18 protein-coding genes and 1 pseudogene are annotated in these 19,211 nt (G+C 44.1%); 18 read left to right on the forward strand and 1 reads right to left on the reverse strand.

Features of this window, described 5'->3' with window-relative positions:
- The first annotated feature begins 126 nt into the window (after positions 1-126).
- Together ACIPK1_RS10360 and ACIPK1_RS10365 are read left to right on the forward strand one after the other, a co-directional pair.
- Positions 127-975 carry a hypothetical protein gene (locus ACIPK1_RS10360; RefSeq protein ID WP_400450745.1) on the forward strand — a complete coding sequence of 283 codons (849 nt, stop codon included), beginning with the start codon at positions 127-129 and terminating at the stop codon, positions 973-975.
- Positions 972-2,639, forward strand: a complete 1,668-nt coding sequence (locus tag ACIPK1_RS10365) for a hypothetical protein (RefSeq protein ID WP_400450746.1) — start codon at positions 972-974, stop codon at positions 2,637-2,639. The genes ACIPK1_RS10360 and ACIPK1_RS10365 overlap by 4 nt, the downstream gene beginning before the upstream one ends.
- A 59-nt stretch (positions 2,640-2,698) precedes the next feature.
- Here ACIPK1_RS10365 and ACIPK1_RS10370 read toward each other — a convergent pair whose 3' ends face one another.
- The gene (locus tag ACIPK1_RS10370; protein ID WP_400450747.1) at positions 2,699-3,742 is read right to left on the reverse strand and encodes a LacI family DNA-binding transcriptional regulator; all 1,044 of its coding nucleotides are present in this window, start codon (positions 3,740-3,742) and stop codon (positions 2,699-2,701) included.
- 177 nt (positions 3,743-3,919) lie between these two features.
- Between ACIPK1_RS10370 and ACIPK1_RS10375 the strand changes: the two genes are divergently transcribed.
- The 16 genes and pseudogenes from ACIPK1_RS10375 to ACIPK1_RS10450 form a co-directional block, all read left to right on the forward strand.
- Positions 3,920-4,342, forward strand: coding sequence for a hypothetical protein (locus ACIPK1_RS10375; protein ID WP_074535302.1), 423 nt, complete (start codon positions 3,920-3,922; stop codon positions 4,340-4,342).
- Positions 4,305-6,146: a DUF2264 domain-containing protein gene (locus ACIPK1_RS10380; protein WP_101698812.1), complete on the forward strand. Its 1,842-nt coding sequence runs from the start codon at positions 4,305-4,307 to the stop codon at positions 6,144-6,146. The genes ACIPK1_RS10375 and ACIPK1_RS10380 overlap by 38 nt, the downstream gene beginning before the upstream one ends.
- Positions 6,130-7,281: a glycoside hydrolase family 88 protein gene (locus ACIPK1_RS10385; RefSeq protein ID WP_074535300.1), complete on the forward strand. Its 1,152-nt coding sequence runs from the start codon at positions 6,130-6,132 to the stop codon at positions 7,279-7,281. The genes ACIPK1_RS10380 and ACIPK1_RS10385 overlap by 17 nt, the downstream gene beginning before the upstream one ends.
- A gap of 45 nt (positions 7,282-7,326) precedes the next feature.
- Entirely contained in the window at positions 7,327-8,598 is a 1,272-nt protein-coding gene (locus ACIPK1_RS10390; RefSeq protein WP_101698813.1) for a sugar ABC transporter substrate-binding protein, read from the forward strand.
- Positions 8,599-8,684: 86 nt separating this feature from the next.
- The gene (locus ACIPK1_RS10395) at positions 8,685-9,587 is read left to right on the forward strand and encodes a carbohydrate ABC transporter permease (protein ID WP_005232126.1); all 903 of its coding nucleotides are present in this window, start codon (positions 8,685-8,687) and stop codon (positions 9,585-9,587) included.
- Positions 9,588-9,600: 13 nt separating this feature from the next.
- Positions 9,601-10,473 carry a carbohydrate ABC transporter permease gene (locus ACIPK1_RS10400; protein ID WP_101698814.1) on the forward strand — a complete coding sequence of 291 codons (873 nt, stop codon included), beginning with the start codon at positions 9,601-9,603 and terminating at the stop codon, positions 10,471-10,473.
- Positions 10,474-10,484: 11 nt separating this feature from the next.
- Positions 10,485-11,141: a DUF624 domain-containing protein gene (locus ACIPK1_RS10405; protein ID WP_101698815.1), complete on the forward strand. Its 657-nt coding sequence runs from the start codon at positions 10,485-10,487 to the stop codon at positions 11,139-11,141.
- 61 nt (positions 11,142-11,202) lie between these two features.
- Positions 11,203-11,745 carry a GNAT family N-acetyltransferase gene (locus tag ACIPK1_RS10410; RefSeq protein WP_101698816.1) on the forward strand — a complete coding sequence of 181 codons (543 nt, stop codon included), beginning with the start codon at positions 11,203-11,205 and terminating at the stop codon, positions 11,743-11,745.
- A gap of 186 nt (positions 11,746-11,931) precedes the next feature.
- A complete protein-coding gene (gene mazE, locus ACIPK1_RS10415) occupies positions 11,932-12,156 on the forward strand; it encodes a type II toxin-antitoxin system PemI/MazE family antitoxin (protein ID WP_233499125.1) in 225 nt (74 codons plus the stop codon).
- Positions 12,149-12,499 (forward strand): type II toxin-antitoxin system PemK/MazF family toxin, encoded by a 351-nt coding sequence (locus ACIPK1_RS10420; RefSeq protein WP_005232114.1) that lies wholly within the window; start codon positions 12,149-12,151, stop codon positions 12,497-12,499. Before mazE ends, ACIPK1_RS10420 begins: the two co-directional genes overlap by 8 nt.
- A gap of 304 nt (positions 12,500-12,803) precedes the next feature.
- A complete protein-coding gene (gene sufC / locus ACIPK1_RS10425; RefSeq protein ID WP_005232112.1) occupies positions 12,804-13,577 on the forward strand; it encodes a Fe-S cluster assembly ATPase SufC in 774 nt (257 codons plus the stop codon).
- Between the two features lie 13 nt (positions 13,578-13,590).
- Positions 13,591-14,895 carry a Fe-S cluster assembly protein SufD gene (sufD, locus tag ACIPK1_RS10430; protein ID WP_005232110.1) on the forward strand — a complete coding sequence of 435 codons (1,305 nt, stop codon included), beginning with the start codon at positions 13,591-13,593 and terminating at the stop codon, positions 14,893-14,895.
- Positions 14,892-16,136 (forward strand): cysteine desulfurase, encoded by a 1,245-nt coding sequence (locus ACIPK1_RS10435; protein ID WP_005232108.1) that lies wholly within the window; start codon positions 14,892-14,894, stop codon positions 16,134-16,136. The genes sufD and ACIPK1_RS10435 overlap by 4 nt, the downstream gene beginning before the upstream one ends.
- On the forward strand, positions 16,114-16,608 hold the full coding sequence (gene sufU, locus ACIPK1_RS10440) for a Fe-S cluster assembly sulfur transfer protein SufU (RefSeq protein WP_005232105.1): 495 nt from the start codon (positions 16,114-16,116) through the stop codon (positions 16,606-16,608). The genes ACIPK1_RS10435 and sufU overlap by 23 nt, the downstream gene beginning before the upstream one ends.
- A 29-nt stretch (positions 16,609-16,637) precedes the next feature.
- Positions 16,638-18,029: a Fe-S cluster assembly protein SufB gene (gene sufB, locus ACIPK1_RS10445; protein ID WP_005232103.1), complete on the forward strand. Its 1,392-nt coding sequence runs from the start codon at positions 16,638-16,640 to the stop codon at positions 18,027-18,029.
- A gap of 633 nt (positions 18,030-18,662) precedes the next feature.
- Positions 18,663-19,124, forward strand: a pseudogene (locus ACIPK1_RS10450) (ABC transporter permease); the annotation flags it as partial.
- Positions 19,125-19,211 lie beyond the last annotated feature (87 nt).

The following is a 19,211-nucleotide window of genomic DNA, read 5'->3' on the forward strand; positions in this document are numbered from 1 at the left end:
ATAAAGAAATGGAAACTGTTACATTTCGTGATTTTAAGTAAAAAAATAGTAAAAAATCGCTGGAAACAGTTACATTTTTTTGTCGACATCGCTATAATGGAGAAAATACGAGAGGAGCTACATGCAATGACCCAGATTTCCTTAACGATTTATGACCAAAAGCATCAAGTAAAACAAGGCAAACGAACACCTGAAAGTGAACCTACCCTTCTGCAAGCGACGGCGGAAGACTTTGTCACGTTGGCATCCCAAGAGTGTTGTTACGAGGACGGAGATAAAATCGTTGTCTCGCTCTCACGCAGTGGACAATTTGTGTGGGTCACACTCGATGAAACGCTGGCGACTACTTTGGTGTACATCAAAGGCAACGAGTGGATCTACCCCGTACATCTTAGTGAAAATGCCAAAGAAGCCGCGCCAGAAGGCCGTTTTGCTGGGAAAAGCCATTATTTGAGTGTGCGGGTAGCAACAAAAGAAGAACTAGCGGCTTACCGCAACGTCGCCTTAAATCCTCATGATCAAAAAGAATTCTTGGGTGCCTATCCGCATGCCCATGCCAATGTTGAAACAAGAGATGATGCGACGTTTTTCGCTTGTAACGCCATTGATGGTATTTTTGCCAATAGGTCTCATGGCAATTATCCCTATGGCTCATGGGGGATCAATCAACAAGCAGATGCCGCTTTGACGATCGACTTTGGTCATGAGGTCCGCATCGACCAATGTGCGCTTACGTTACGGGCGGATTTTCCCCATGATAGCTATTGGCAACAAGTCACGTTGGCGTTTTCCGATGGGAGTCAAGAAATCTTGCAGACGGTCAAAAGCAGCCAACCTCAACGGTTTTCTTTCCAGCCGCGAACGGTCACTTGGGTAAAATTGCATAAGCTGATCCAAAATGACGATCCCTCACCATTTCCAGCGTTGACCCAAATCGAAGTCTTCGGACGCTCTATTCAGGAGGAAAACGCGTGAATCCAGCAGATGTAAAAGAAGAAATTTTACAGGCGGCACAGGCTTATCTTGACACTGGTGAGATTCCCTATCTGCCTTATCAAGGCTATCAAGAGTATCTCGAATCGGGGAACCGTGTTGGCTTCGAAACCCATTATTTTGCCCGCCGACGGATGTTGGTGGTTTTAGGACTTGCTTATGAAATGGAGCGTAAGGCAGCGATCAAAGAGCTACTGGAGCAAGTGATTTGGGAAATCTGTAATGAATATACATGGTGTCTGCCAGCGCATCTGCCGATTGTCGATGGCCAGTTTTCTTCGCAAGCGCGCCACACAGTCGATCTTTTTGCAGCTGAAACTGGGCAATCCTTAGCAGAGTTGTTTATGTTGGTTGGGGGAGACCTTTCACCAGTCATCACAGAACGAGTGTTGTATGAGATCGATCAACGGCTTTTTTTACCCTTCGAGGAGCAAACCTGGGAGTGGGAGACAAAAGAGAACAATTGGTCCGCAGTCATTGGTGGCTGTCTTGGAATGACGGCGCTCTATGTATTGCCGAAAAAAAGCGAGCGACAATTGCGGATGATCAAACGATTGGATACTGCAATGCAAAGCTATCTTAACAGCTTTGGCGAAGATGGGGCTTGTGTGGAAGGTGTCGGATACTGGGCGTATGGGTTTGGTTATTTTCTGTATTATGCGCAATTGTTGGCAGAAGTACTGCAAGAAGATACCTACCTAAAGCAGCCTAAAACCAGAAAAATCGCCGCTTTTCCTTACTATACGATGATTTCTCCAGGGCATTACGTTCCTTTTTCTGATTATTCGGCGATCGAACTGCCTAGCGGCTTGGTCAGTTATTGCTACGAGCATTTGGGCGTGGCGGTTCCCCAATTATCGGGGGTCAGTCCGTTAGATTTTGATCCTTGCTACCGGTTTGCCCACAGCTATCGAAATTTGTATTGGCATAACGAAGCAATCACACGAGAAACGAATACCTCGTTTCATCACTATTTTGAACAAGCGCAGTGGTTCATGGCAAAAGATGTGCAGCAGGATCTCTTTTTTGCTGCCAAAGGGGGGAGCAATCAAGAAAGCCACAATCATCTCGATGTTGGTCATTTTGTTTTAGGAACGACGGAGGAGTTGTTTCTGACGGACCTTGGTGCTGGTGAATACACCAAAGAGTATTTTGACGAGAACACGCGCTATCACTACTTTCCCGCAGCCGCAATCAGTCATTCGCTGCCGATCATCAATCAGCACACCCAACGCGCAACTGCCGAGGAAGCAACGGTGCTGCAGGTCAATGACCAGCGATTTGACTTAGACCTCAGTGCGTTCTATCCGAAAGCAGCGGTCACTGAATACCAGCGGCGCTTCGTTGTCTCGCAGCAACAAGTAACGATCGAAGACCATTTTGTCTTTGACGACCACCAACCAAAGAATCTGGTGGTGGAAAACTTTATTACGGACATATCACCAATGGTGCAAAATAAGACCGTCCAGCTAATGACAAAAAAAGCGCGCTGTGTTCTTGGTTTTACCAGTGATAAGATCCAAATACAGCCAGTTACTTATCAAGATCACCATGGTGCACAGGCACAAGCGTATTTGATTCAAGCCGAATACGCGCTTGAGCAGACAGGGGAAATTAAAACGACCATCAAAATAAAAAAAGGGTGAGAAGGATGCGGTGCTTCCTTGCAATGACGTTGATCAATGCAAGAAGACACCGCAGCTTCTCAGCCTTCTTTTGGTTTTGCGGTAGATTGACGAATCACCAGCTGGGTACTTAAAAAGATGCGTCTGGCGATCCCAGGATTTTCGATGCGGTTATAGAGTAGCTCTAACCCCGTTTCGCCCATCTCTTCAGTAAATGCTTGGACCGAAGAAAGAGGTGGAGAGACATAACGGGACACCGAAATATCGTTGATGCCCATAACACTGATGTCTTCAGGAATCTTGATTCCATGAGCCGTTAGCGTATGAATGACCCCAATCGCAAATGCATCATTGGCTGCCAAAATCGCAGTCGGCAAGTGATCTTGCCACAAAGCCAATGCCTGCTCCGTTAATTCTTCCCCCGTTTGGACATCCAAACGACTATTTTCTTTCACGATGAAATAATCCTCATCAAACAGCTGATAATTCTGCATCATATCGACATAGGTGTTGACCGTTGGCGTTTTGTACCGCCGATACCCATACATATTTTGACTTTCCTCGGCGCCGATAAAGGCGATTTTTTGATGACCAAGTCCCATCAAGTGAGAAAGAGCCAACTCGGTTGCTTGCGTAAAATCGGTATTGACAGAATCGTAGTCATCCAGTGGAAAGTTACTGCCAATCACACAGAGGTTGGGGTGTAGCTCATGGAGTTTCTTGACCCGCTCTTCTGTAAACTTGCCGATTGCCAGTAAGCCATCGACGGACTGGATCACTGACTCATCAAGGTTGGAGATTTTTAACAGATCACAACCCAGTTCGGCGGCGCGTTTTTCCACACCCAAACGAATCGACATATAGTAAATGTCTTCTAATTCTTCATCATCCATCCGCCACTGAACGATCCCGATCGATTTGTTGTGTTTTTTTGGTACATCCACTGGTAGTTCACGCTGCTTTTGCTTGTTTTTGTATTTCGTATAATTTAGTTTTTCAGCTGCCTCGAAAATCTTTCGTTTGGTTTCTTCGGTCACTGAAAGACTAGGATCGTAGTTCAGAACCCGTGATACGGTTGATATTGATACCTCAGCTATGGTCGCTATGTCGGTAATCGTAGCCATAGAATCCCTCCTCCAATGCTTCTCCTCTTCAGTATATTTCTTTTTAGTAAAAAAACCAAGAGAGAAATTGCCCTCAAGTAAAAATTTTACTTTTTTTAGGAAAAACTATTGATTATTTTCCTAAAAAAAAGTATGATTTGAAATGAAGAAAGCGTTTTAAAAATGAGGGTGGCATGAATGAAGTGGATTAATTCGTTATTTATCCTGGGTCTACTTATGGGGTTGACTGCTTGTTCTCCAAATGAAGCAACGCAGACGCAAGCATTTTCCCAAAGCAGCGAAAAGCAATTAAAAGAACGAGCGCTTTGTTATTCTGACGAAGATTTTTCGCAAGGTGTCGTCCCGTTGCATGAATTCGTGAAGCTATCTGGCACCATCGTAAAGAGTGATGCGAAAACAGCAGACATTGAGAAAGGGGATCGATTTATTCTAGAAACAGCGGCTGGACAGTACCAAGTATTCAATGAACAAAGTCAACAACTGAAACTGCAAGATGTGGTGACGGTCTACGGAGAATATTATGGTTTTATTAAAGCGACATTGATTGAAAGGAAGGATGCGGATGCAATCACAGAAGCTGCAGCAATTGAAAAAGAATAAATTTGAAAGTTATGAAGATGTAGCAGCCGGCTTCAAAACGATCATGGATCAACTCAAACCCGCTTTTGCAAGCAGTCGTCCTGGTCATTTGGCTTTAGGCAGCCATGGGACTGTCTATGAGAAAGAGGTACAGGAACTTGAAGCGTTCTTGCGACCGCTTTGGGGACTCGCGCCTTATCTAACCCAGCAAGAAGATTCATTCATGGAAACCTATCTCTCAGGAATTATTGCGGGTACCGATCCAGAGAGTCCCGATTATTGGGGTGTTGTGGAAGACTTCGACCAACGAATCGTGGAAATGGCTTCGCTAAGTACCTTTTTACTATTAAACAAGGAAAAAACGTGGGATGTTTTATCCCAACGCCAAAAAGATAATCTCCATGCGTGGTTGATCCAAGTCAATCAACGAGAAATTCCCGCAAACAATTGGCATTTCTTTCGGGTTCTCGTCAATGTAGCCATGAAGCGTTGTGGCAGCAGCTTTTCCCAAGAAAAGATCGATGCTGACTTGGCATTGATCGAGACCTTTTATTTAGGGGAAGGATGGTACTGTGACGGAGTAGCCACTCAAATCGATTACTATGTATCTTTTGCGATCCACTACTATAGTCTTCTGTACTGTCGATTTGTCCCTGAGGATCTTGAAAGGGGAAGGAAGTTCAAACAACGAGCCACCGAGTTTGCTCAAACCTTCAAGCATTGGTTTGCAGCAGGTGGAGCTGCCGTTCCTTTTGGTCGAAGTTTGACGTATCGCTTTGCGCAAGTTTCTTTCTTCAGCGCATTGGTTTTTGCGGATGTTGAAGCATTGCCATGGGGAGAGATCAAAGGGTTGATCAGTCGTCACCTGCATCAGTGGATGCAGCAAGACATTTTTACTTCCGAAGGGATACTGACGGTCGGCTATTCGTACCAGAATCTGATCTTTGCCGAAGGCTACAATGCACCAGGTTCACCTTATTGGGCGTTAAAAACCTTTCTTTTGTTAGCGGTACCAAAGGAGCATCCCTATTGGCAAGCCACCCCAACGCCATTAGTGATCACTGAAAGAACACTGGCTCATCCCATCAGTAAGAACTTTTATCAACACAATCAAGACTTGACGCATGCCTTGATGTTTCCTGCAGGACAATGTATCAACTATCAAAGTCATGCCAGCAGCAAATATAGCAAATTTGTCTACTCAACGACGTTTGGCAATAGCGTGCCCAAGAGCAATTATTGGTTTTATGAAGGAAATTATGACAACACATTGGCTTTATCAGAAGATGACCATTACTTTCGCACCAAAGGATTGGATCGCCAGTATCAGCTTTTACCTGATCGGATCATTCATGAATGGAATCCATGGGAAGACGTCCAGATAAAAACAACAATCATTCCACTGATAGGCAGTCACCTTCGCATTCATGAGATCAATTCTCAGCGCGCCCTTTCTTTCTATGAGGGTGGGTTTTCATCACCGAAAGAGGCAACTGCCATCACTGAAAAAACCACAAGCAGCGCTGCGGTACGAACATCGATCGGCTATTCGAAAATCGAGGCAATCGCTGGCTATGAAACGAGCGATGTCTTACGAACGGAGCCAAATACGAACCTCTTGTATCCTGCAACGTGGCTGCCGTATCTAACTGCTCAACGACAAGCAGGAAAGCACCTGTTCGTTTCCCTCGTCACCGGCTTGCTTCCACAAGAACAAGAACAAGCAGTGACCGTCGAAGTGACAACAAACAACATTACGATCAATCAATCCGGACATATGATCCAGGTTGAGCGAATAGGAGGAAAAAATGGAAACCAGCTATGACGTACAGCTATCACAATGGGTAGCCGAGCAAATCGACTTCACCGTTAATCAAGTAAGAAAGAATACTAAGACCTTTGACACGTTGGTCCCACCTGCAGCAAGTGAACAGCTTGTCTATCGACCAGAAGCCAACCATGATTGGACGGCGAGTTTTTGGACTGGCATGTTGTTTTTGAGTAAAGAACTGACGGGATCAACAGAATTTGATGAAACCATCGAAAAACAACTGCACTCTTTCCAAGAACGATTGGACCAAAGAATTGGACTAGAAACCCATGATATCGGGTTTTTGTATAGTTTGACTGCGATTGCCGACTATCGAGTGAACGGACGGGAATCTTCGAAAAAACTCGCGATTGCCGCCGCCGATCTATTGATGGTCCGTTACTCACCCAAAGCCCAGATCATTCAAGCGTGGGGCAATCTCGATGATCCGCAACAACGGGGGCGCATCATTATTGATTGCTTGATGAATTTGCCGCTATTGTATTTTGCTTCCCAAATGACGGGGGATGAATCCTACAAACAAGCAGCCTATGCTCATGCCAAGCAGACCCAGAAATACATCGTGCGAGACAACGCCACGACGTATCACACCTATTACTTCGACGTTGAAACTGGAGCGGCGATCGGCGGCAATACCCAACAAGGCTATGCCGATGATTCCTGCTGGGCGAGAGGGCAAGCGTGGGGAATCTACGGATTTACGCTGAGTTACCTTTACACCGGTGATACCAGTTTCTTGAAGACTGCTCAAGACCTTGCGGATTACTTTATTGCTGAATTACCGGCGGACAAGGTCAGTTATTGGGATTTAGTGTTTAACGATGGTAGTCAAGAAGAAAGGGATAGTTCGGCCGCCGCCATCGCAGTCTGTGGCTTGCTAGAACTGGCGAAACATTTACCGATCACGCAGCCAAACCAAGCCGCCTATCAGGAAAACGCCTTGGCGATCTTGGCGTCGTTAGCCCAAAACTATACAACGATCGACCATCCCGAATCAAACGGACTTTTGATGCATGGGGTTTATGACAAGAATTCCCTCAAAGGGGTCGATGAATGCATGATCTGGGGCGATTATTATTACATGGAAGCGCTGATGCGGGTGTCACAAAGTTGGTATTCCTATTGGTAGTTTTAGGGGCGACCCTTTAAAAAAATGTTTAATGGAGGAATGAACATGCACTTTTTGAAAAAAGGTTTATTAGCAGCAACGATGTTTGGGACGATCGCAGCTTTGGCAGCCTGTGGAGGCGGAGCGACAGATGATTCCGCTGCTTCTGAAGATGGCGATATCAAATTGACCGTAACCACTTGGAATTACGATACGACACCTGAATTCGAAAAACTATTCCGTGCCTTTGAAGAAGCGAATCCGGGCATTACCGTTGAGCCTGTCGATATTGCTTCAGATGATTATGATACCAAACTGACGACCATGCTCTCTTCCGGAGATACGACAGATATTTTGACCATGAAAAATTTACTTTCTTACTCTAATTATGCGTTGCGGGACCAATTGGTGGATCTCACCGACCATATCGGATCATTGGATATTGCCCCAGCGCAAGAAAGCTATGACATGTATGACGTAGAAGGCAAAACCTATGCACAACCGTATCGGACGGATTTTTGGGTCTTATATTATAACAAAAAAATGTTCGATGAAGCAGGCTTAGACTACCCATCGAACATCACCTGGGACGAATATGAGGAGCTTGCCAAGCAGCTAACAAAACCAGACGAACAAATTTATGGTGCGTATCAACACACATGGCGTTCTACTACTCAAGCGATTGCAGCTGCTCAAAATGGTGTCAACTTGATCGATCCTCAATACGACTACTTAGAAGAATATTATGATCGTGCATTGCGGATGCAAGACGATAAAGCACAAATGGACTTTGGGACAGCAAAATCAACGAAAGTTACGTATCAATCACAATTTGAAAATGAAAAAGCAGCCATGATGTACATGGGAACTTGGTATATGGGTGCATTGATGACCAATATCGACGATGGCAAGACAGATGTCGAGTGGGGCATTGCGGAAATGCCGCAAAATGAAAAAGGGGAAGTAACGACATTTGGTTCTCCGACTGCTTTTGCCATCAATAAAAATTCAAAACATCAAGAAGCTGCGCAAAAATTCTTAGACTTTTGTTCCGGTGAAGAAGGCGCCAAAGTATTAGCAGAAGTCGGTGTCGTTCCTTCGTATAAGACTGATGCCATTGATGAACTTTACTTCTCCCGTGAAGGCATGCCCGCCGATGAAGTATCGAAAAAAGCCTTCAATCCAGAAACCGTCGCGATCGAGTTTCCTGTCGATGAAAATGGACCAGCGATCGACAAAATCTTGCAAGAAGAACATGACTTGATCCTTGTAGGGGATGAAACACCAAAAGAAGGCATTGCGAATATGGAAAAAAGGGTGAAATCTGAAACCGAATAGTCCTAACGAGAGAAGGGACTTGGGCAAAAAAGTTCCTTCTCTTTATTAATGAAAGGGGGCCTGCTGGCAAGCAGCAGGAGACAAATATGGAAATAACCTCAAAATCAAAAGCAGCCAATAAGTTGAAACGCAAAAATACGCTAACCGCGCTGTCTTTTATTGCACCGAACTTTATCGGCTTTTTCTTATTTACCTTAGTGCCAGTTGTGTTCTCATTGATTCTGGCTTTCATGGAATGGGATTCCTTTAGTTCGCCTGAATTTGTGGGAATGAAAAATTTCAGCAAAATGCTAGGGGACGACACCTTTTGGATCTCGTTAAAGAACACCTTTCTCTATACGATTGGCGTCGTTCCATTAACGTTAGTATGTTCCTTAGGCTTAGCGATTTTATTGAATAAAAAAGTACGTGGAATGAAGTTTTTCCGTACTGCCTTCTTCTTTCCTTATGTCACCTCGTTAGTTGCGATCGCTGTCGTGTGGAACATGTTGTTTCACCCAACGATGGGACCAATCAATCAGTTTTTGAAATTTTTTATTGAAAATCCTCCTGGTTGGACCTCCAGCTCTGATTGGGCTTTGACGGCGATCATCATAGTCAGCGTCTGGCGTGGCATGGGGTATTACATGATCTTATACTTGGCAGGGCTACAAAGTGTGCCAAAGGAATTGTATGAAGCGGCTTCGATCGATGGGGCCAACAAGTGGCAGCAGTTTCGCAACGTGACGTTGCCGTCCTTACGACCAACGACCTTCTTTGTTTCGATCATGCTGGTCATAAACTGTTTCAAGATCTTCGATTTGGTCCAAGTCATGACTGCCGGCGGACCCGGTCGAGCCACCAATGTCTTGGTGTATCAAATTTACAACGAAGCGTTTGTGAAATTTAATTTTGGTTACGCGTCTGCGATCGCCATGGTCTTGTTTGTGATCGTTTTGGGCATCACGGTGATCCAGTTTAAGTGGAACCAAAGACAAGAACGGGTGTAAGGAGGGAGTACAGATGGAAAATACACTGAGTAAAAAGAATGTTCAAGCCAAACCAAAACAAAAAGCCAAGCTGTCGATCGGCAGTGTCTCCTTGATTCTCTTATTAACATTTCTCGCGTTAGTGACACTGATCCCGTTTCTTTGGATGATCTCTGCTTCTTTTAAGACCAATAACGATGTTTTTAGCGTACCGATCCAATGGATTCCAAAAAGTTGGCACCCAGAAAACTATACGGTGATCTGGGATCGCATACCTTTGCTGACTTTTTTCAAGAACACAGCATTTTTGAGCGTCATCATTACCTTGATCCAACTGTTTACCTCTAGCTTTGCGGCTTATGGGTTTTCGAAGATGCATTTCAAAGGACGCGACCTGTTGTTTTTGACATACATCGGTACGATTGCGATTCCTTGGCAATCCTATATGATTCCTCAGTTCATCATGATGCGCCAGTTCGGGCTGACAGACACGCTTTGGTCTTTGGTCCTCTTACAAGCCTTCAGTGCCTTTGGGGTCTTTTTGTTGAAACAATACTATAGTAGTATTCCTGACTCATTGTGTGAAAGTGCGCGGATCGACGGCTTGAGTGAGTGGGGGATCTATCGAAAAATCATTCTACCACTGACGAAGCCCGCTTTAGCGAGTCTGACCATCATCACCTTCGTCAATACATGGAATGATTATATGGGACCATTTATCTACCTTTCCTCAACCGAAAACAAAACCATTCAGTTAGGGTTGAAAATGTTTGTCGGCTTATATGATGCCGAGTATGCCCTGATCATGGCAGCATCTGTGGTCTCCATTTTGCCAGTGGCGATCGTCTTTTTAGCAATGCAAAAATACTTCGTAGAAGGAATCGCTACTTCGGGAATGAAAAATTGAGGTGATCAATCATGTTTACCAAACCTACCTTTGAAAACAATCTTTACATGCGGATCTTCCGCTGGCTATATATTGGCTTTGCCCTGAATATCAGTTTTTGGGTCGTGAATACACCCTACACCCTCACGGCAATGTTCTTGGCAGTCGATCCTAGAAACCTCCTTTGGTTTGCATTGGCACTCTTGCTGATTGGTCCAAGCATGATCAGCCTCCTGGCTGCGATCGATCGCTTTGCAGAACACAAAGACATCGATCCAGTAAAAGATTTCTGCTACTTTTTACGAACCTTTGCCGTGCGCGGGTTTCTCTATTGGCTCATCGGCTGGCTGGGAAGTGTCATTGCGATCGTGGATATTCTGTTTGCGGTTCAATTTGAAAGTGGTAAATGGCTCGTTCCTTTCTTTCTTTTGTTAGGGATGCTTTCCATAGCTCTTAGTATCAACGCGTGGTACTTCCAAGTGCGTAATCCAAAAGCCGCTAAGAAAGATGTCCTGCGTACCGCACTTTTTTTCACTTTGAAAAAATGGCCTGTTAGTTTGTTAGCAACCTGTTTGTTTGTTGCCGTTTTTGTCGCCTTGATTTTGAAGCCGCAATTTGGCTTTACTCTTTTTCCAGTCCTTTTTTTCGGACTCCTTTATTTAAATTTACGGAAATTTCAGATAAAATAGAAAGAAAGTCGTCTACGAATAAAGGAGACGACTTTTTTTAGGAGAAAGGGGGGGGATGAAGATGGCAGAAACAGTCACACTTCAACCGATTACGGAAGAAATGATTGCTGAACTTTGGTCGATCAGCTATGGGCCTAAGGCAGATTTAGAATGGAAAAAATGGGACGGACCGTATTTCCAAGACCCCGTGTTGACGTGGGAAGAATTTCGAACGGGGTTTGGCGCTAGCTGTATCGATAATCCGTTACGTAAAACGATCAGCTATCAAGGTAGAATCGTAGGAATCGCGACCGCTTATTGGGAAGACAATACCTTGCAGCAGTGGTTGGAATTCGGGATAGCCATCTATGATGCTTCCCTTTGGAATCAAGGCATTGGCAGCCAAGCAATTCGCCAGTGGATCAATGAGTTGTTTGAATCACAGCTTCATATCCAGCGAGTCGGGTACACCACGTGGTCCGGTAATCACCGCATGATGAAACTAGGAGAAAAGCTAGGGATGACCAAAGAAGCCCAAATCCGCAAAGTCCGTTTCTGGGAAGGCACCTATTATGATTCCATCAAGTATGGCATCTTGCGAGAAGAATGGGCACAGCAGAAGTGAAGGTAGGGGATACGAAATTTTTTCGTGTCCTCTTTCGTTGTTGATGATTGATCAGATGCATTTTGCGTATAGTAAAGTACCTAGTAAAAAAAGGGCTGCTCTCCTAGCTGTATTTTGTAATTACAGTAATTACGTGGTAAAATAGACTATATATGTTATGAAGGAAAGGTGATTGTTTTGGATACAGTGAAAACAAGAAAGCAAGGAAATGCGGTAATGGTCACGCTAGCAAGTAAGTTTGAGATTCCTGCTGGTAAGACCTACTTTATCAGCAAAGAAGACGATGGTACGATTTCCTTGATTCCTAAGATCGATGATTATTTTTTAGCTGCGAAAGAGAAAGAATTTGTTGATGAAGAAGATATGCTAGCTGCTGATTTTATTGTTGAAGGCAGGCTGCTTGATGAATAGGCTCGAACAAGGGACTCTTGTATTTATTGATTTTGATCCCTCGAAAGGGAGTGAAATCAAAAAGCGCAGGCCTGCTTTAGTCATCAGCAGGGATGAGTACAGTTACACCTCAAATTTGATCATTGTTTGTCCAATAACGAGTACAGATCGGAAGCGTCCTTACTTTGTCGATATTCAACACGACAAATTGAAACCTGGGAGTAAAGTAAATACAAAGCAAGTTTATACGCTAGATTATTCCGAGCGTGGCGGTAGAAAGATTGAAATTTTAGGGAAACTATCAAAAAAAGAACTGATTAACGTTGCACAGCATTTTATGATGAACTTTAATTTTCCATTATAGTTAAAAAACAGCAGGATGGAAAAAGTGAAGGACCCTCACAAAAAACGAGTGAGGGTCCTTCACTTTGATTTCCTAAGAATACAAGGTTTCAACAATAGAGAAAAGAAGATAGTTGAAAGATAAAAGTAAAATTTCAAAAATAGTCGACTTTCTGAACAATAACCATGTACTATCTCTATGTAATACTTTATAATAATTCCAATGTACAGATTAGAAATATTTTAAAAAAGTCGGGAATAGCGTTTGAAGTTCATTCTCAATTAGTCTAAAATAGTGAGAAAGAAAAGATACTGGAGGGAAAGAAATGTCAGTTTTAGAAATCAAAAATCTACACGTCCAAATCGAAGATAAAAAGATCTTAAAAGGCGTTGACTTAGTGTTAAAAACTGGAGAGATCCATGCCATCATGGGACCAAACGGTACAGGGAAATCAACCTTGTCCGCTGCCATCATGGGCAACCCGAATTATGAAGTGACAGAAGGAGAAATTTTGTTCGACGGCGAAAACGTCTTGGAAATGGAAGTGGATGAGCGAGCTCGCTTAGGTTTGTTCTTGGCGATGCAATACCCAAGTGAAATTCCAGGCATCACCAATGCAGAATTCATGCGGGCAGCGATCAATGCCAAACGTGACGAAGACGACAAAATCTCTGTCATGGATTTCTTGAAAAAATTAGATGAAAAAATGGATTTATTGAATATGCCCGAAGAAATGGCGGAACGCTATCTGAATGAAGGCTTCTCTGGTGGAGAAAAGAAACGAAATGAAATCTTGCAATTGTTGATGCTAGATCCAACCTTTGCGATTTTGGATGAGATCGACTCTGGTCTAGATATCGATGCCTTGAAAGTCGTAGCAAAAGGCGTCAATGAAATGCGGGGCGAAGGCTTTGGCGCTTTGATCATCACCCATTACCAACGTCTGTTAAACTACATCACACCAGACGTGGTTCATATCATGATGGAAGGCCGTGTCGTGATGACCGGTTCGGCAGACTTAGCCAAACGCCTAGAAGCAGAAGGCTATGCTGGGATCAGTAAAGAGTTAGGGATCGACTACAAAGAAGAAGAAGCGTAAGGAGGCAAGGTAAATGGCAAAATTACAGGATTATCTTGAACAAGTCAACGTTTTTTCAGCGTTAAAAGAAGAGCCTGAATGGATGTTGGAATTACGCCAAGCAGCCCTTGCGAAAGTGGATGAACTTGCGTTTCCAAAAATCGAGCGGGTGCGTTACGAGCGTTGGCCATTGTTCAATATCGACGAACAAGCACTTGCTGGTGAGTACGCTTTGTCAGAAGAAGAAGTGGCAGGCGCAGTTCCCGCCTTTGACGCGATGGATAACCATCCGACCCTCGTTCAGTTCGATGACACCACGATCTTTGAGCAATTACCGCAAGAGTTGATCGACAAAGGCGTGATCTTTACCGACTTGTTTACAGCAATGAAAGAAGTACCAGAGTTGGTCAATCAATACTACATGACCAAAGCAGTGCCAATGGACGAAGACAAAATGACCGCAGCACATGCGGCGTTTATGAATAGCGGCATGTTCTTGTATGTACCAAAAAACGTGGTGATCGAAGAACCCCTTGAAGCGATTTTCTACCACAATGGCAATAGCCAAGCGCATTTCTTCAAACACATTTTGATCGTTGCTGATGAGCACAGTGAGTTCAGCTACTTGGAACGTTTCCAAACCAAAGGCGAACAAGCGAAAAAACTGTCAGGCAATATCGTAGTGGAAGTAATTGCCAAAGCAGGCGCGAAGGTCAAATTCTCTGCGATTGATCAGTTAGGTGTCAACATTACTACGTACATGAATCGTCGCGGCTACGTATTACGAGATGCGATGGTAGATTGGGCGATCGGAGTCATGAATGAAGGCGACGTCGTGGCAGACTTTGATTCTGATCTTGTAGGCGAAGGCGCGCATTCGGAAGTCAAAGCGGTCGCAATCAGTGCTGGACGCCAAACACAAGGGATCGATACCCGCGTAACCAACAAAGCACCGCATTCCATTGGTCATATCCTGCAACACGGCGTTATCAGAGAACGCGGCGTCTTAACCTTTAACGGTATCGGACACATTTTAAAAGGAGCCAAAGGGGCGGACGCGCAACAAGAAAGCCGAGTCTTAATGCTTTCTGACCAGGCTCGTGGCGATGCTAACCCAATCCTTTTGATCGATGAGCACGAAGTAACAGCCGGACACGCAGCCAGTGTGGGACGGGTCGATCCAGAAGAAATGTACTACTTGATGAGTCGTGGGTTGCGCAAAGCAGAAGCGGAACGTTTGGTGATTCGTGGTTTCTTAGGATCCGTCTTGACCGCGATCCCAGTCAAAGAAGTGCAACAAGAATTGGTTGCCGTTATCGAAGGGAAGTTGCTCGCATGATCGATGCCCAAAAAGTGAAACAAGCGTTTCCCATCTTGGATCAGCTCGTAAATGACGAACCATTGATCTACCTCGACAATGCCGCCACTACGCAAAAGCCAGAGGCGGTGCTGCAGGCGATCACCGATTATTACCATCAAGACAATGCCAACGTTCATCGTGGGGTCCATACCCTCGCAGAACGGGCGACCCATTCCTATGAAGGCGCACGAGAAAAAGTTCGCCGTTTTATCCATGCGAATGAAACGGCGGAAGTGCTGTTTACTCGAGGGACGACCACTGGTTTAAATTGGGTCTCCCGCAGCTACGGCGACCGTTTTGTCAATAAAGGCGATGAAATCGTGATTTCTTATATGGAACATCACTCCAATATCATCCCTTGGCAGCAATTAGCTGCTCGGAAAAAAGCTACCTTGAAATATATCCAGTTGACACCAGAAGGCACCTTGGACATGGAAGATGCCAAGAAACAGATCACAGACAAAACCGCCATCGTTTCGATCGCGCACGTTTCCAATGTTTTAGGCGTGATCAATCCGATTGCAGAGCTAACCAAATTGGCGCATCAGCACCAAGCCGTCATGGTGGTGGATGGTGCTCAGGCTGTTCCACATATGGCAGTTGATGTCCAAGCACTGGATTGTGATTTCTATGCCTTTTCTGGCCATAAAATGTGCGGACCAACTGGCATCGGTGTCTTATACGGCAAACGGCAATGGCTGGATCAAATGGAGCCCGTCGAATTTGGCGGTGAAATGATCGATTTTGTCCATCTGCAAGAAAGCACGTGGAAAGAACTGCCGTGGAAATTTGAAGCGGGCACACCAAATATTGCCGGCGCGATCGGCTTAGGTGCAGCGGTCGATTACTTAACAGAAATCGGCTTAGAAAACATCCACGCCCATGAAGCAGACTTAGCTGCCTACGTTTTGCCCAAACTGCAAGCCATTGAAGGTTTGACCATCTATGGTCCCCAAGAAGCAGCAAAACGCACGGGAGTGATCGCCTTTAATCTAGCAGGCATCCATCCTCATGATGTTGCCACCGCTTTAGACATGGAAGGCATCGCGGTACGGGCAGGTCATCATTGTGCCCAACCCCTCTTGACCTATTTGCAAGTCCCAGCGACTGCACGGGCCAGCTTTTACCTGTATAATACAAGAGAGGACGCCGATCGACTGGTTGACGCCATCAAGCTGACGAAGGAGTTTTTCCAACATGGCACTAACGAAATTAGATAATTTGTATCGACAAGTCATTCTAGATCATTCTAGCCACCCACATCATCGGGGCACCTTGGATGATTCAACGTACAAAGTCGAATTGAATAACCCTACCTGCGGCGACGTGATCCACTTGGAGCTCGCTGTCGAAGGAGACACTATCAAAGACATCGCCTTTACTGGCGAAGGCTGTTCCATCAGTACCGCCAGTGCATCCATGATGGGAGATGCGATTATCGGTAAGACACTAGCAGAAGCTGGTGAACTATCAGGCTTATTTTCTGAGCTCGTTCAAGGAAACGACATTCCCCAAAGCGATCGCTTAGGAGATGCTTCCATGCTTGGGGGTGTGGCGAAGTTTCCTGCACGCATCAAGTGTGCGACCTTAGCTTGGAAAGCATTAGAAAAAGCCATTGCTGCCGACAGTACACAAGCATCTGTCAGTCACAGCCACGCCAATGAATCTGACACTGAAGAAACCAGCGAATAGACAACCGCACTACAAAAGGAGTGAGAACCATGGGTGTACCCGAATTAGAAGAATATAAATTTGGCTTCCACGATGACGTGCAGCCTGTTTTTAGTACCGGCGAAGGATTGACCGAAGACATCGTCCGTGAAATCTCACGGGTCAAGCAAGAGCCAGAATGGATGCTTGAGTTCCGCTTGAAGTCTCTTGAAGCCTTCAACAAGATGCCCATGCAAAACTGGGGCCCAGACCTGTCTGACATCGATTTTGATGCCATCAAATATTACCAAAAACCAAGTGATCGTCCTGCCCGTGATTGGGATGACGTACCAGAAAAAATCAAAGAGACCTTTGAGCGCATTGGTATTCCAGAAGCCGAGCGGGCATACCTGGCCGGCGCTTCTGCCCAATACGAATCAGAAGTCGTTTACCACAACATGAAAGAAGAGTTTGAAAAACTTGGCATCGTCTTTACCGATACCGATTCAGCCTTGAAGGAATACCCTGAGCTGTTCAAACAATACTTCTCAAAATTAGTCCCACCAACCGATAACAAGCTTGCTGCTTTGAACTCAGCCGTTTGGTCAGGTGGTACCTTTATCTATGTACCAAAAGGCGTTCGTGTCGATGTGCCATTGCAAACCTATTTCCGGATCAATGCCGAAAATACCGGTCAGTTCGAACGAACATTGATCATCGTTGACGAAGGCGCCAGCGTTCATTACGTCGAAGGCTGTACCGCCCCAACCTATTCAAGCAATAGTTTGCACGCAGCCATCGTTGAAATTTTTACCCTAAAAGACGCTTACTGCCGCTACACCACCATTCAAAACTGGTCAGACAACGTCTACAACCTAGTAACCAAACGGGCCAAAGCCTTAGAAGGTGCTACCGTTGAATGGATCGATGGCAACCTAGGTGCCAAAACAACCATGAAATACCCAAGTGTGTATCTTGATGGCAAAGGCGCACGAGGCACGATGCTTTCCATTGCCTTTGCAGGTGCCAACCAAATCCAAGATACTGGTGCAAAAATGATTCACAATGCACCAAACACCTCCAGCTCCATCGTCTCAAAATCAATTTCTAAAGACGGCGGTGCAGTAAACTACCGTGGACAAGTCACCTTCGGCAAGAAGAGCGCAGGCTCTATCTCCCATATCGAGTGTGACACTATCATCATGGATGACCTATCGAAATCCGATACCATTCCATTCAATGAGATCCACAACAGCCAAGTGTCCTTAGAACACGAAGCCAAAGTCTCCAAAATCTCAGAAGAACAACTGTACTACCTAATGAGCCGCGGCCTTTCCGAAAGCGAAGCAACCGAAATGATCGTCATGGGATTCGTCGAACCATTCACCAAAGAATTACCGATGGAATACGCCGTCGAATTGAACCGGTTGATTAGTTATGAGATGGAAGGGTCTGTGGGGTAATGGAATTGATTAAGCTAGAAATGCCTATTTGAAGGTGTTTCTGGCTTTTTTTGTTTGGATGTGTAGAAATTAACACCAAATGTAACACCAATTATTGCAAATGATGCGTTATGTTTTATATTGTACTGTCAAAAATTTCTGCTGAAAGAATTACTGATACGCAAAATTAATCGTTGAAGATTTTTAATTGGTCATGCTCTCTTTGAGAGTGGAGTTTTACCTTTATTATTTTCCAAGCGGTTTCTAACATTGTTTTACTTAATTTAAGTATAATTAAGTTAATAATCAGAGGAGGTAATATTCTTGGGAAATTATTTAAGAAAATTAAGGAAACGGAATTGGTATAAGATATTAATGTATATATTTTTGTTTTTATTTTTAGTAAATTTATTTTTTTAGTGATTGCTAACTATAATAACAATATAGATTATGCTGTATATTAAAAAAAAATGTTATGGAGTAAAGAAGGGTTTAATTGGACATCTTTAAGTACAATTGCAGCTATTATATCATTAGGAATTTCTATATTTGGTTTTTGGTGGAGCTATAGGGCTAATTTAAAGCACAACATGTTTAAAGAGAAATTAAGAGTTTACAGAGAATATTTAAGTAATTTAGGCAGATCGGCTACCGATTATCATCTGGGGATTTATAGTGGGAGGGCTTGGAAGGAGTATCTTGGTCGGGTCTTCACTTACGTTGATATCATTGTTCTTTTTTCAGCTACATGTTCATTCTTGGCTTATTATAATCATCATATTATTAATGACAGCAATCTTATTTTCACTTGACGGTCTAATCAACGGGGGGGTTGCCCAATCTTATGATGATGTCTCAATTGTCCCAACTTTTGTCTTACAGCCACTTATATATTTGGGTGGAGTTTTTTATGCCATATAAATGCGCCCACCTTTTTGACAGTCTGTTTCTAAAATAAATCCTGTAGTGTATATAATCTCTGGATTTAGATATGGGTTTTTAGGAACGACTGATGTTCCTATTGTGATTTCATTGTCTCTTCTTATTGGATTTATCGTTATCCTTTATAAAATATGTTTTTACCTGGTGAATAAAGGAATTGGATTGAGAAGCTAATTACGCATATTTCTAAAAAGTTGAAATGGATTGTTCAAAGATATAATACTTTAACAATCCATTTTGGTATAAAATATACGAACGATT

The sequence above is a fragment of the Enterococcus sp. NPDC086594 genome (assembly GCF_044746145.1).
GTDB lineage: Bacteria > Bacillota > Bacilli > Lactobacillales > Enterococcaceae > Enterococcus_D > Enterococcus_D entomosocium.